Source organism: Streptomyces sp. NPDC016851 (genome assembly GCF_055562795.1).
This window is the reverse complement of the sequence record NZ_JBVHEP010000038.1, coordinates 35,910-48,988: the sequence shown is the minus strand read 5'-3', so window position 1 is coordinate 48,988 and position 13,079 is coordinate 35,910. Positions and strand designations below refer to the sequence as shown.

General features: G+C 71.1%; 12 protein-coding genes. 7 read left to right on the top strand and 5 right to left on the bottom strand.

The features are described from left to right. Positions 1-73: 73 nt before the first annotated feature. Entirely contained in the window at positions 74-631 is a 558-nt protein-coding gene (locus ACZ3I3_RS39010) for an HIT family protein (protein ID WP_086841012.1), read from the top strand. A gap of 150 nt (positions 632-781) precedes the next feature. On the opposite strand, the gene ACZ3I3_RS39005 is transcribed toward ACZ3I3_RS39010, so the two are convergent. Genes ACZ3I3_RS39005 through ACZ3I3_RS38995 form a run of 3 tightly spaced genes read right to left on the bottom strand, consistent with a single transcriptional unit; the run spans position 782 to position 3,148 of the window. Further along, on the bottom strand, positions 782-1,762 hold the full coding sequence (locus ACZ3I3_RS39005) for an aldo/keto reductase (RefSeq protein WP_467372523.1): 981 nt from the start codon (positions 1,760-1,762) through the stop codon (positions 782-784). Positions 1,763-1,809: 47 nt separating this feature from the next. Further along, the gene (locus ACZ3I3_RS39000) at positions 1,810-2,292 is read right to left on the bottom strand and encodes a nitroreductase family deazaflavin-dependent oxidoreductase (RefSeq protein WP_467372522.1); all 483 of its coding nucleotides are present in this window, start codon (positions 2,290-2,292) and stop codon (positions 1,810-1,812) included. Between the two features lie 10 nt (positions 2,293-2,302). After that, a complete protein-coding gene (locus ACZ3I3_RS38995; protein ID WP_467372521.1) occupies positions 2,303-3,148 on the bottom strand; it encodes an SDR family oxidoreductase in 846 nt (281 codons plus the stop codon). 245 nt (positions 3,149-3,393) lie between these two features. Here ACZ3I3_RS38995 and ACZ3I3_RS38990 point away from each other — a divergent pair, with 245 nt between their 5' ends. Continuing rightward, positions 3,394-4,335, top strand: a complete 942-nt coding sequence (locus tag ACZ3I3_RS38990; protein ID WP_467372520.1) for a helix-turn-helix transcriptional regulator — start codon at positions 3,394-3,396, stop codon at positions 4,333-4,335. Here the strand turns inward: ACZ3I3_RS38990 and ACZ3I3_RS38985 are convergent. Then, the gene (locus ACZ3I3_RS38985) at positions 4,332-5,999 is read right to left on the bottom strand and encodes a hypothetical protein (RefSeq protein ID WP_467372519.1); all 1,668 of its coding nucleotides are present in this window, start codon (positions 5,997-5,999) and stop codon (positions 4,332-4,334) included. The genes ACZ3I3_RS38990 and ACZ3I3_RS38985 overlap by 4 nt on opposite strands. A 172-nt stretch (positions 6,000-6,171) precedes the next feature. Beyond that, the gene (locus ACZ3I3_RS38980; RefSeq protein WP_467372518.1) at positions 6,172-8,370 is read right to left on the bottom strand and encodes an elongation factor G-like protein EF-G2; all 2,199 of its coding nucleotides are present in this window, start codon (positions 8,368-8,370) and stop codon (positions 6,172-6,174) included. A 215-nt stretch (positions 8,371-8,585) separates the two neighbouring features. On the opposite strand from ACZ3I3_RS38980, the gene pgsA reads away from it, so the two are divergent. From pgsA to pdxS, 5 genes are all read left to right on the top strand, one after another. Beyond that, on the top strand, positions 8,586-9,350 hold the full coding sequence (pgsA, locus tag ACZ3I3_RS38975) for a phosphatidylinositol phosphate synthase (protein WP_467372533.1): 765 nt from the start codon (positions 8,586-8,588) through the stop codon (positions 9,348-9,350). Continuing rightward, positions 9,347-10,255, top strand: coding sequence for a phosphatidylinositol mannoside acyltransferase (locus ACZ3I3_RS38970; RefSeq protein ID WP_467372517.1), 909 nt, complete (start codon positions 9,347-9,349; stop codon positions 10,253-10,255). Before pgsA ends, ACZ3I3_RS38970 begins: the two co-directional genes overlap by 4 nt. Beyond that, the gene (locus ACZ3I3_RS38965) at positions 10,252-11,415 is read left to right on the top strand and encodes a glycosyltransferase family 4 protein (protein ID WP_467372516.1); all 1,164 of its coding nucleotides are present in this window, start codon (positions 10,252-10,254) and stop codon (positions 11,413-11,415) included. The genes ACZ3I3_RS38970 and ACZ3I3_RS38965 overlap by 4 nt, the downstream gene beginning before the upstream one ends. Positions 11,416-11,490: 75 nt before the next feature. Beyond that, positions 11,491-12,033 carry a LemA family protein gene (locus ACZ3I3_RS38960; protein ID WP_306968626.1) on the top strand — a complete coding sequence of 181 codons (543 nt, stop codon included), beginning with the start codon at positions 11,491-11,493 and terminating at the stop codon, positions 12,031-12,033. A gap of 134 nt (positions 12,034-12,167) precedes the next feature. Continuing rightward, the gene (pdxS, locus tag ACZ3I3_RS38955; protein WP_356929827.1) at positions 12,168-13,079 is read left to right on the top strand and encodes a pyridoxal 5'-phosphate synthase lyase subunit PdxS; all 912 of its coding nucleotides are present in this window, start codon (positions 12,168-12,170) and stop codon (positions 13,077-13,079) included.

Genomic DNA, 13,079 nt, shown 5'->3' with positions numbered 1-13,079 from the left:
CGCCCTGGCCGAACCGCGTACGGGCCCCCGGGAGATCCCGGGGGCCTTTGCCGTACCCCCAGCTCCACGCCATATGCTGCACTGCATGACGAGTGAGCCGGAGCAGCAGCTGGGAGTGGGGACGCAGGACGCGTTCCAGCGTCTGTGGACGCCCCACCGGATGGCCTACATCCAGGGTGAGAACAAGCCGAGCGGCCCGGGCGCCGGCGACGGCTGCCCCTTCTGCTCGATCCCGGCCAAGTCCGACGAGGACGGGCTGGTCGTCAGGCGCGGCGAGCAGGTCTACGCGGTGCTCAATCTGTACCCGTACAACGGCGGGCACCTGATGACCGTGCCCTACCGGCACGTCGCCGACTACACCGACCTGACGGCGGGGGAGACCGCCGAACTCGGCGAGCTCACGAAGCAGGCGATGACGGCCCTGCGCACGGCCTCCGGCGCCCACGGCTTCAACATCGGCATGAACCAGGGCTCGGTCGCCGGCGCGGGCATCGCGGCGCACCTGCACCAGCACATCGTGCCGAGGTGGGGCGGCGACACGAACTTCATGCCGGTGGTGGGGCATACGCGGGTACTGCCGCAGCTGCTGGCGGACACGAGGAAGATGCTGGCGGAGGCCTGGCCGGTCTGAGTTCCCGGCTGCTGGGGCGCTGAGCCTGCGGGCGGTCGTGCCGCTAGGGCGATGAGGGGCACGGTGGGCCCTCGTCGAAAGACGTCGGCCGGCAGGACCGCGGTGACCGCGGCGCGCTCCTGCCGATGCGCCGCGGTCAGTGGTCGAGGGTCAGCGGTCGATGGTGGCCATGTTCGCCTCGTCGTGGCGCTCGCCCGCGGCCGGCGTGAGGTTGTTCAGGCGGTCGAGCTGAGCGGCGCTGAGTTCGACGCCGTCGGCGGCGGTGTTCTCTTCGACGCGCGAGACCCGCCGGGTTCCGGGGATGGGGGCGATGTCGTCGCCGCGGGTCAGCAGCCATGCCAGCGCGGTCTGGGCCGGGGTGGCTCCGATCTCGGCTCCGATGGCCCGCACCTCGTCGACGATGTGCAGGTTGCGCTGGAAGTTCTCGCCGGTGAACCGCGGGTTGGTCTTGCGCCAGTCGTCGTCGGTGAAGTCGTCGACGGTGCGGATCTGCCCGGTCAGCAGGCCGTGGCCGAGCGGCGAGTAGGGAACGAACCCGATACCGAGCTCGCGCAGCAGCGGGAGGATCTCGGCCTCGACGTCACGGGTCCACAGCGAGTACTCGGTCTGCAGCGCGGCCACCGGATGCACGGCGTGGGCCCGGCGGATCGTCTCGGGCCCGGCCTCCGACAGTCCGATGTGGCGGACCTTGCCCTCGGCGACCAGATCGGCCAGCGCGCCGACGGTCTCCTCGATGGGCGTGTTCGGGTCGACGCGGTGCTGGTAGTACAGGTCGATGTGGTCGGTGCCGAGCCGCTTGAGCGAGCCTTCGACCGCTGTCTTCACGTTGGCGGGACTGCTGTCGATGATGCCGGGGCCGTCGCCGGCGTGGGAGACGAGACCGAACTTCGTCGCCACGACGACCTGGTCGCGCCGGCCCTTGATGGCCCTGCCGACGAGTTCCTCGCTGTGGAAGGGGCCGTAGATCTCGGCGGTGTCGATGTGGGTGACCCCGAGGTCCAGGGCCCGGTGGACGGTGCGGATGGACTCGGCGTCATCGAGTCCTCCGCCCGTGGTGTAGACGCCTGCCATGGTCATGGCTCCCAGACCGATGCGCGAGACATCGAGCCCGCCCAGTGATACGTGCTTCATGAGGTACTCCTTGTCGTGACGGCCGTCAGGCCTTGGTGCCGGCCGTGTCAGTGGTCGTGAGCGGCGGGCTCCAGAACGAGGACCGGGATCTCGCGGTCCGTCTTCCTCTGGTACTCGGCGTAGTCCGGGAACGCCTCGACGGCTCGGGCCCACCAGAGGGCCTTCTCGTCCCCGGTCACCTCGCGGGCCAGCATGTCCTGGCGTACCGGGCCGTCCTGAAGCTCGACTCGAGGGTCGGCCACCGCGTTGTGGTACCAGACGGGGTGGCTGGGGGCTCCCGCCATGGAGGCGACCACGGCATACGAGCCGTCGTGCTCCACCCGCATGACCGGGGTCTTGCGGATCTTGCCGGTCTTCGCGCCCAGGGTGGTCAGGATGACGACGGGCAGGTCCCGTACCCTCTCGTCTTCCTCGCGTGCGACGAGGACGCTCAGCGTCGTTCCTTCGGTGCCGCCGGAACTCTCGTACAGCTCCACCTGGTCACGCACGAACTGTGCCTTGCTCGGCTCGTACTCGCCTTTGAGCGGCATGTCGTCCCTCTCAGGCGTGGGTGTCGTCGTAGGCGAGGCTGCCGCCCAGCTCGCGGGAGGCCTCGGCCTGGGCGAGGAGTTCCTTCGCCTTGGCCTCGACGGCGTCGATGGCGTCCGCTCCGGCGACGAAGCGGTGCGGGGGCTTGTCCTGCCGGGCGATGGTGAGCAGGGCACGGGCGAGCTTGGCGGGGTCGCCGGGCTGCCGGCCGTTCATGCTCTTCATGCCCTCGATCCTCGGGGCGGTCCGCAGGGCGTAGTCGTCGATGGAGAGCTCGGGCCAGGTGGTGGAGCCGTCCACGAGGAGTTCGGTCCGGAAGTAGCCGGGCTCCACGGTGGTGGTGTGGATGTTGTACGGCTCGACGTCGTGGCGCAGGGACTCCATCCAGCCCTCTTCCGCGAACTTGGAGGCGGCGTAGGCGGAGGTGAACTCCATGCCGACCAGGCCTGCGGTCGAGGTGATGGTGATGACGTGGCCGGCGCGCTGTCGGCGCATGATCGGCAGGACCGCGCGGGTCACGTTCATCGGGCCAAAGAGGTTGGTCTCGAACTGCCGGCGCATCTGCGCGGGCGAGATCTCCTCGAAGTAGCCGGTGAAGAGGTTCCCGGCGTTGTTGACCAGGACGTCGATGCGGCCGAAGCGGTCGACGGCGGCCTGCGCCGCGGACTCGGCGTCCTCGGGACTGGTGACGTCGAGCTTGGCGACCAGCAGGTTGTCCTGCGGCCCGCCCAGGGTCTTCTCGACCTCGTCGGGGCGGCGGCCGGTCGCGACGACCTGGTGGCCGGCGGTGAGGGCCTCGCGGGCGATGTCCGTGCCCAGACCGCGTCCGGCACCGGTGACGAGAATGACCTTGCTCATGAGGGTTCCTTTCGGGTGCCGTGGTCCGGCACCCGGTGTGTGCGGGAGTGACGGGTGCGGCGCCGACGGCGCCGCGGAGAAGGCTGGAGACGGGGGGCACAAGCGCCGCTCTCTCCGGCCGTTCACACCACCGGGGGCGGTGCACCACCAACGAAACCGGCTGTCACGGGAGCGTGGGAGTCCCTGAGGAGGGGGTCACTGAGAGGGACCCCCTGCCGGGCGCGGGCGCTCGTAGAGTGGAGCGCATGGCAGGCAGAAACGACCCGTACGGCACCAACCGTGACATCCGTGACGATTTTCGCGCGGAGATCCGGGAATTCCTCGGTACGCGACGGGCCAAGGTGACTCCCGAGCAGGTGGGACTGCCCACCTACGGGGGCGAGCGTCGACGCGTCACAGGGCTGCGCCGCGAGGAGGTCGCCCTTCTCGCGGGCATCTCCAGCGAGTACTACACCCGGCTGGAGCGCGGCAACGCCACCGGCGTCTCGGAGAGCGTGATCGAAGGCATCGCACAAGCGCTTCAGCTCGACGAGGCCGAACGAATCCACCTGCTTCGCCTCCTGCGCGGCGCCGGCACGACCCGCCCGCCACGCCGCCGCCCCGTCCAGCAGCGCGTGCGGCCAGCGGTGCAGCGAGTCCTCGACTCGATGACCGGCACACCCGCGTTCGTCCTCAGCGGACGCGGGGACATCCTGGCCGACAACCACCTCGGGCGCGCCCTGTTCTCTCCCGTCTACGCCGACCCGGCGCGGCCGCCCAACAACGCCCGGTTCGTCTTCCTCGACCCGCGCGCCACCGAGTTCTTCCGGGAATGGGACAAGGTCGCGGGTGACACCGTCGCCATGCTGCGCGCCGAGGCCGGCCGCGAGCCCTACGACCGTCGGTTGATGGACCTGATAGGCGAACTGTCCACCCGCAGCGAGGAGTTCCGCCACCGCTGGGCCGCGCACAACGTCCGCATCCACACCACCGGAGTGAAGCTCCTCCACCACCCGGTCGTCGGCGACCTCGACCTGCCCTTCGAGACCTTCCCGCTCGGGGACGGCTCCGGCCAGTTCCTCCTCACCTACACCGCCGAGCCCACCTCGCCCTCACAGGACGGCCTGAACCTGCTGGCCAGTTGGGCCGCGGCCGACGAGGACGTCGAGCGGTCCGCCCCGGCCAACGACTCCGAGCAGGACACCTAGGCGTCGTACACATCCGCCTTCTTCGGCGAAGCCTCCTGCACCGCCCCACTGAGCGCCGCCGACCTGGAGCCGAACTTCTCCACGTCCACCCCGTTCTCCCGCAGCACCTTCAGCGCCGCCGCGTGCACCACCCGCAGCACAGGCGTCGCAGCCCGCAGCGCGTCGTCCGCCATGAACCGGTGCCGCCACGGCTGGTCCGCCCACGAGTGCCGCAGACCGAACGGCTCCGGAAGCGTCAGGCTGCCGCCCAGCCATTTCAGCAGCGGCGGATACCAGGTCAGCGGGGCGCGCGAGGCCAGCCGCACCACCTCGTCGGCGTCGATCAGGGGCATCTTCACGGTGCGGGTCTCCCAGAAGCGGAGGGCCTTCTGGACCGTCTTCTCCTTGGCCGCCGGCTTCTCGTTGAACAGGGAGTTGACCGGCCCCAGCGCATGCCCGGTGACCTCGATGCGCAGCGTTTCGTGCAGCACCGTCACCGTGATCAGCATCGTGATGACCAGGTGACCGTCCCAGAGGGTCCACTGCACGCCGAGGTAGTGCCGGTCGCCGCTGCCGAACTGCTGCTTGTTGCAGATGTCCTGTATGGCGTGCGTCCGGACCGTGTACGCGTCGACGTCCGCGCCGCTCGGCCGGGACACCTCCGTCGCCTTCTCGCCGATCGGCGTGACGATCCAGTGCGTGATGGACGGCTTGGTGAAGCCGCCGGTGTTGATGGACGTGCGCTCCAGCATGCCCAGGCCGCCCTGGATCGCCACGATGACGTCCCAGCTGCGGAAGGGGTGGAAGTCCTTGCCCGGCTCGGCGGACACCAGCTCCTCGGCCAGCTGCCAGCTGCCCCACCGCGTGCCCATGCCGAGTATGCCCTTGGGCCCGGCGTAGAAGACCGAGTTGGACCGCTGCTCGGCGGCCAGACGGGCCAGCTCCTTGCGGACCTGCTCGGCCGCGTCACCGGGGTTGCCCGGCACCGCCTCGGGGATCTTGGCGCCCACACCGCCGCCCGACAGCAGGCTCGACCAGCGCTCCCGCAGGTCCCGGGCCGTCCGCTCACAGATCTGCTTGGCCCAGAACCAGCCGACGACCGGCATGACGACGGCCGCGCGCCCGTACAGCGCCCAGAAGCCTTCGAACGGCATGCGGATCAGGAACAGCACGGCGAGCGCGCCCACCGCGACCAGCAGGGTCGTGGCGAGGGCGCCGGCCCGCTTGTCCTCGCGCTTGGCCATCGTGGTGCGCAGCGTGAACACCAGCAGCCACACGAGGAAGCCGGGCAGGAAGAGCACCCCGCAGATCACCGTGACCGCCGACAGCCAGTTGTCGCGGTCGCGGCGGATGCGGTGGGCCGCCAGACAGTGCTCCACGACGACCTGGGGCTCGATGCCGAAGGACTGGATGACCGGCTTGCGCCCGGCGCCCAGCATGCGGTCGATGACGGCGCGGGAGAAGGCCTCGCCGAAGTTGGGGCGGAAGATCTTCGCCCAGGAGCGCGGAGGGGTCACCTTCGACTGGTGCCACTCGTTGTCGGCGTTCAGGATCTTGGTGACCTCGTCGTCCCGGTACGCCGCCGCGGCCAGGCCGTAGGTCGCCGCGGTCTGGCCGCTCGCACCCGCCAGGGGCACCTGGGCCCCTGGGCTGAAGTCGAATCCGTCCGTCACTGCCGCCCCCATCGCTGCCGCTTCCGCATCAAGCGGCCTTCCCGAGTTCCGCGCTCCGCACACCTGTTGATCAGGTCATCAGCGTATCCGCAGGCACCGGCATCCGTAGGCGGACGGTCCCTGGAACCGCCCGCCTGTGCGGAGGGAGCCCTCACGAGGGCCACTTGGCCCTCTCGGGCCCCAACTAGGAGGCCTTGCGCTCCTCTTCACGGATCCGGTCCGCCACCTGCTGCGGCATCGGCTCGTGCCGTGCGTACCGGCGGCTGAAGCGGGCCGTGCCGTGCGTCATCGACCGCAGGTCGATCGCGTACCGGCCGATCTCGATCTCGGGCACCTCGGCCCGGATCACGGTGCGCCCGCCGGGTGTCTGCTCGGTGCCGAGCACCCTGCCGCGCCGCCCCGACAGGTCGCTCATCACGGCGCCCACGAAGTCGTCGCCGACCAGGACCGACACCTCTGCCACCGGCTCCAGCAAATGGATCTTCGCGTCGGACGCCGCCTCCCGCAGCGCGAGCGCCCCGGCCGTCTGGAACGCGGCGTCGGAGGAGTCCACCGAGTGCGCCTTGCCGTCCAGGAGGGTCACGCGTACGTCGATGAGCGGATATCCGGCGGCGACTCCCTTGGCGGCCTGGGCGCGTACGCCCTTCTCCACCGACGGGATGAACTGCCGGGGCACCGCGCCGCCGACGACCTTGTCCACGAACTCGATGCCCGAGCCGCCCGGCAGCGGCTCCACCTCGATCTCGCAGATGGCGAACTGCCCGTGCCCGCCGGACTGTTTGACGTGCCGGCCACGCCCGGCGGCCTTGGTCGCGAACGTCTCGCGCAGGGACACCCTGTGCGGTACGACGTCGACCTGGACGCCGTAGCGGCTGCGCAGCCGCTCCAGGGCGACGTCCGCGTGCGCCTCGCCCAGGCACCACAGGACCACCTGGTGGGTGTCCTGGTTCTGTTCGAGCCGCATCGTCGGGTCCTCGGCCACCAGCCGGGCCAGGCCCTGGGAGAGCTTGTCCTCGTCCGGTTTGCTGTGCGCCTGGATGGCCAGCGGCAGCAGCGGGTCGGGCATCTGCCACGGCTCCATGAGCAGCGGGTCGTCCTTGGCGGACAGGGTGTCGCCGGTCTCGGCACGGCTGAGCTTGGCCACGCACGCCAGGTCACCGGCGATCACGTGCGACACCGGGCGCTGCTGCTTGCCGAACGGGGTGGACAGGGCGCCGATCCGCTCGTCGACGTCGTGGTCCTCGTGCCCGCGGTCGGCCAGGCCGTGCCCGGAGACGTGGACCGTCTGGTCGGCCCGCAGGGTGCCGGAGAAGACCCGGATCAGCGACAGCCGGCCGACGTACGGGTCCGAGGAGGTCTTCACGACCTCCGCGACCAGCGGCGCGTCCGGGTCGCACGGCTTGAGCTCGCGCGGCTTGCCGTCGACCGTCGTCACCCGCAGCGTCTCGTGCTCCAGGGGCGTGGGGAAGCCACGGGTGATCAGCTCCAGCAGCTCGACCGTGCCGAGCCCCTGCCGGGAGCCCTCGGTCGCGGGGGCGGCGGCCAGGACGGGGAAGAAGACCCCGCGTGCGACGGCCCGCTCCAGGTCCTCGATCAGGGTCTTGACGTCGACCGGTTCCCCGCCGAGGTAGCGGTCCATGAGGGTCTCGTCCTCGCTCTCCGAGATGATCCCCTCGATCAGCCGGTTGCGGGCCTCCTCGATCAGCGGCAGCTGGTCCTCGCCCGGCTCGGACTCCTTGCGCTCGCCGGTCGAGTAGTCGAACAGCTTCTGCGACAGCAGCCCGATCAGGCCGGTCACGGGAGCGTGCCCGTCCGGCGCCTGCGGCCCGTGCAGCGGCAGGTAGAGCGGCAGGACCGCGTCGGGGTCGTCCGCGCCGAAGGCCTCCGCGCAGATCCGGGTCATCTCCTCGAAGTCGGCGCGCGCCGCCTCCAGGTGCGTGACGACGATGGCCCGGGGCATGCCCACGGCCGCGCACTCCTCCCACACCATGCGGGTCGAGCCGTCCACGCCGTCCGAGGCCGAGACGACGAAGAGGGCCGCGTCCGCCGCTCGCAGACCGGCCCTGAGTTCACCGACGAAGTCGGCGTATCCGGGGGTGTCGAGGACATTGACCTTGATGCCGTCCCACTCGACGGGTACCAGGGAGAGCTGCACCGAGCGCTGTTGCCGGTGCTCGATCTCGTCGTAGTCGGAGACGGTGCCGCCGTCCTCCACGCGGCCCGCCCGGTTCACTGCCCCCGCCGTGAGCGCGAGGGCCTCCACCAACGTGGTCTTGCCCGATCCGGAGTGGCCGACCAGCACCACATTCCGTACGGACTGGGGGTGGTCGGCCGCCTGTGCCCTGCCGGCGGCCCCAGGGTGTGTCTGTGCCTTGTCGCCCATGATCCTGCCTCCCGTGCACGGTGAGGTCACTGTGGGCGCGGACACGCGGGATCCGCGTGCGGTGCGGCTCCGGCGACGCCCGCGGTTATTCGACCTTCCCACTCCCGTCACGGTGCGTCCATACGAAGGACGTGATCGCGCCCCGCCCCGCGCACCGGTGCGCCGTGACACGGGCCTCGGGTCCCGCCCGTCGCCCGCACGCACGCGTGGCTACGATGGGCCAGCCGGTGGCCAGCAGGGGCCAGACGGCGACACCGACCCTCGGGAAGGCCATGCTGAACAAGTACGCGCGTGCATTCTTCACGCGTGTTCTCACACCGTTCGCCGCGTTTCTGATCCGGAGGGGCGTCAGCCCCGACACCGTCACGCTCATCGGCACCGCCGGTGTGGTCGCGGGCGCGCTGGTCTTCTACCCCATGGGCGAGTTCTTCTGGGGCACGGTCGTGATCACGCTGTTCGTCTTCTCCGACCTGGTCGACGGCAACATGGCCCGCCAGCTCGGCCGCTCCAGCCGCTGGGGCGCCTTCCTGGACTCCACGCTGGACCGGGTCGCCGACGGGGCGATCTTCGGCGGCTTCATCCTCTGGTACGCTGGCGGGGGAGACGACCTCGTCCTGTGCGCCGTCTCGATCTTCTGCCTGGCGAGCGGCCAGGTGGTGTCGTACACCAAGGCCCGCGGCGAGTCGATCGGCCTGCCGGTCGCGGTCAACGGGCTGGTCGAACGGGCCGAGCGACTGGTGATCTCCCTGGTCGCGGCCGGTCTCGCGGGTCTGCACGCGTTCGGTGTCCCGGGCATCCAGTACCTGCTGCCGGTCGCCCTGTGGATCGTCGCCGTGGGCAGCCTCGTCACGCTGATCCAGCGGGTCGTCACGGTCCGCCGCGAATCCGCGGAGGCCGAGGCGGCGACCGCCGCCCCCGAGCGGGACGACAATGAGGGCGAGCAGGAGAACGCCTCTCACGGGAGCGAGGCATCCACGTGAGCGCACAGGACCGGCTGACGGACGCCCTGTACGGCCTCGGCTGGAGCACCGTCAAGAAGCTCCCCGAGCCGGTCGCCGTACGGCTCGGGAACACCATCGCCGATCTAGCCTGGAAACAGCGCGGCAAGGGCGTGCAGCGGCTGGAGAGCAACTACGCGCGCGTGGTGCCCGGCGCGAGCCCCGAGCACCTCGCCGAGCTCTCGCGCGCGGGCATGCGGTCGTACCTGCGCTACTGGATGGAGTCGTTCCGCCTCCCCGCCTGGAGCAAGGAGCGCATCGAGGGCGGCTTCGTCGCCAAGGACCTGCACTACCTGACCGAGGGCCTGGCCGCCGGCAAGGGCGTCATACTCGCCCTGCCCCACCTGGCCAACTGGGACCTCGCCGGCGCCTGGGTCACCACGAAGCTCGGCATCCCGTTCACGACCGTCGCCGAGCGCCTGAAGCCGGAGACGCTGTACGACCGGTTCGTCGCCTACCGCGAGGGCCTCGGCATGGAGGTCCTGCCGCACAGCGGCGGCACGGCCTTCGGCACCCTGGCCCGGCGGCTGCGCGACGGCGGCCTGGTCTGCCTGGTCGCCGACCGCGACCTGTCCGCCTCCGGTGTCGAGGTCGGCTTCTTCGGCGACACGGCCCGGATGCCGGCCGGCCCGGCCCTGCTCGCCCAGCAGACGGGAGCCCTGCTGCTCCCCGTCACCCTCTGGTACGACGACTCGCCCCAGATGCGCGGCCGTGTCCACCCGCCCGTCGAAGTGCCCGAGTCGGGCACGCGCGCCGAGAAGACGTCCGTCATGACACAGGCGCTGGCCGACGCCTTCGCCTCCGGGATCGCCGACCACCCGGAGGACTGGCACATGCTGCAGCGCCTGTGGCTGGCGGACCTCGACCCTTCGAAGGGGCCATCGTGAGGATCGGCATCGTCTGCCCGTACTCCTGGGACGTACCGGGCGGCGTCCAGTTCCACATCCGGGACCTGGCCGAGTACTTCCTCCGCCTCGGCCACGAGGTGTCCGTCCTCGCCCCGGCCGACGACGACACCCCCCTGCCGCCGTACGTCGTCTCGGCCGGCCGTGCGGTGCCGGTGCCGTACAACGGCTCGGTGGCCCGGTTGAACTTCGGCTTCCTGAGCGCCGCCCGGGTGCGCCGCTGGCTGCACGAGGGCGCGTTCGACGTCATCCACATCCACGAGCCGACCTCTCCCTCGCTCGGCCTGCTGACCTGCTGGGCCGCCCAGGGACCGATCGTCGCCACATTCCACACGTCCAACCCGCGCTCCCGCGCGATGATCGCCGCGTACGCGATCCTCCAGGCCGCCCTGGAGAAGATCAGCGCGCGGATCGCGGTGAGCGAGTACGCCCGCCGCACGCTGGTGGAGCACCTCGGCGGTGACGCGGTGGTGATCCCGAACGGCGTCGACGTCGACTTCTTCGCCGAGGCCGAGCCCAAGGCCGAGTGGCAGGGGGACACGATCGGCTTCATAGGGCGCATCGACGAGCCCCGCAAGGGCCTGCCGGTGCTGATGAAGGCCCTGCCGAAGATCCTCGCCGCCCGTCCGCGGACCCGGCTGCTGGTCGCCGGGCGCGGTGACGAGGAGGAGGCGGTGGAATCGCTGCCGGCCGAGCTGCGCTCCCGTGTCGAGTTCCTCGGCATGGTCAGCGACGAGGACAAGGCCCGCTTCCTGCGCAGCGTCGACCTGTACGTCGCGCCCAACACCGGCGGCGAGAGCTTCGGGATCATCCTGGTCGAGGCCATGTCCGCCGGGGCCCCCGTCCTCGCCTCCGACCTGGACGCCTTCGCCCAGGTCCTGGACCGGGGAGAGGCCGGGGAGCTGTTCCCCAACGAGGACGCCGACGCCCTGGCCGGCGCGGCCGTACGCCTGCTGGACGACCCGGACCGGCGCGCGGAACTGCGCGAGCGGGGCAGCGCCCACGTGCGCCGCTTCGACTGGTCCACCGTCGGCGCGGACATCCTGTCCGTCTACGAGACGGTGACGGCGGGCGCGGCGGCGGTGGCCGAGGACGAGCGGACCAGCGGGCTGTGGGGGAGGCTCGGCCTGGCCCGGGACTGACGGGCACCCGGCCGTGTGAGCAGTCACTTGACCGGGCACCCGGCCGCCTGGGCCGGCACCGGTAGCCTCTGGGCCGTGACCGCAACCCTCATCTGGATCCTCGTCGCCCTCGTGGTGATCGGCCTGTACCTGAGCTGGACGGCCGGGCGGCTGGACCGGCTGCACGCGCGCATCGACGCGGCCCGCGCCGCACTCGACGCACAGCTGCTGCGCCGCGCCTCCGTCGCCCAGGAACTGGCCACCTCCGGGGTGCTCGACCCGGCCGCCTCGATCGTGCTCTACGAGGCCGCGCACGCCGCCCGGCAGGCGGAGGAGGAGCAGCGCGAGGTCGCCGAGAGCGAGCTGAGCCAGGCGTTGCGGGCCGTTTTCGGGGAGGTGCAGCAGGTGGAGGCGGTGCGGGAGGCGCCCGGCGGCGAGGAGGCCGCCGAGGAGCTCGCGCAGGCGGTGCGGCGCGTCCCGATGGCCCGCCGCTTCCACAACGACGCCGTGCGGGCCGCCCGTGCCCTGCGCCGGCACCGCAAGGTGCGCTGGTTCCGGCTGGCGGGCCACGCCCCGTTCCCCCTGGCCTTCGAAATGGACGACGAGCCTCCGGCGGCCCTGGCGGACCGGGCCGCCTGAGCCCCGTCCACGCCCCGTTCCCGGGCCGGTCCGCCGGAAAAGGATCCACAGCGTTCCCATTGGCCCTTGCTGTGGCCTGGTCCCCTCGCGTTTCCTCGGTGCTGCAGAATCCCCCTTCCGTAGCGAGGTCTTCCGTGTCCACCACGTCTCCCAACTCCCAGGCCCCCGAGACCGGCACCGCCCGTGTGAAGCGCGGTATGGCCGAGCAGCTCAAGGGCGGCGTCATCATGGACGTCGTCACGCCGGAGCAGGCGAAGATCGCCGAGGACGCGGGCGCCGTCGCCGTCATGGCCCTGGAGCGGGTCCCGGCCGACATCCGCAAGGACGGCGGCGTGGCCCGCATGTCCGACCCGGACATGATCGAGGGCATCATCGAGGCCGTCTCGATCCCGGTGATGGCCAAGTCCCGCATCGGCCACTTCGTCGAGGCCCAGGTCCTGCAGTCCCTCGGCGTCGACTACATCGACGAGTCCGAGGTCCTCACCCCGGCCGACGAGGTCAACCACTCCGACAAGTGGGCCTTCACCACGCCGTTCGTCTGTGGTGCCACCAACCTGGGCGAGGCCCTGCGCCGCATCGCCGAGGGCGCCGCGATGATCCGCTCCAAGGGCGAGGCCGGCACCGGCAACGTCGTCGAGGCCGTCCGCCACCTGCGCCAGATCAAGAACGAGATCGCCAAGCTGCGCGGCTTCGACAACAACGAGCTGTACGCCGCCGCCAAGGAGCTGCGCGCCCCGTACGAGCTCGTGCGCGAGGTCGCCGAACTCGGCAAGCTCCCCGTCGTGCTGTTCTCCGCCGGCGGTGTCGCCACCCCGGCCGACGCGGCCCTGATGCGCCAGCTCGGCGCCGAGGGCGTCTTCGTCGGCTCCGGCATCTTCAAGTCCGGCGACCCGGCCAAGCGCGCCGCCGCCATCGTGAAGGCCACCACCTTCTACGACGACCCGAAGATCATCGCCGACGCGTCCCGCAACCTCGGCGAGGCCATGGTCGGCATCAACTGCGACACCCTCCCCGAGACCGAGCGCTACGCCAACCGCGGCTGGTAA

Coding starts and splice junctions, on each gene's coding strand:
- ACZ3I3_RS39010 (WP_086841012.1), top strand. CDS start 74: ATGCTGCACTGCATGACGAGTGAGCCGGAGCAGCAGCTGGGAGTGGGG.
- ACZ3I3_RS39005 (WP_467372523.1), bottom strand. CDS start 1,762: ATGAAGCACGTATCACTGGGCGGGCTCGATGTCTCGCGCATCGGTCTG.
- ACZ3I3_RS39000 (WP_467372522.1), bottom strand. CDS start 2,292: ATGCCGCTCAAAGGCGAGTACGAGCCGAGCAAGGCACAGTTCGTGCGT.
- ACZ3I3_RS38995 (WP_467372521.1), bottom strand. CDS start 3,148: ATGAGCAAGGTCATTCTCGTCACCGGTGCCGGACGCGGTCTGGGCACG.
- ACZ3I3_RS38990 (WP_467372520.1), top strand. CDS start 3,394: ATGGCAGGCAGAAACGACCCGTACGGCACCAACCGTGACATCCGTGAC.
- ACZ3I3_RS38985 (WP_467372519.1), bottom strand. CDS start 5,999: ATGGGGGCGGCAGTGACGGACGGATTCGACTTCAGCCCAGGGGCCCAG.
- ACZ3I3_RS38980 (WP_467372518.1), bottom strand. CDS start 8,370: ATGGGCGACAAGGCACAGACACACCCTGGGGCCGCCGGCAGGGCACAG.
- pgsA (WP_467372533.1), top strand. CDS start 8,586: ATGGGCCAGCCGGTGGCCAGCAGGGGCCAGACGGCGACACCGACCCTC.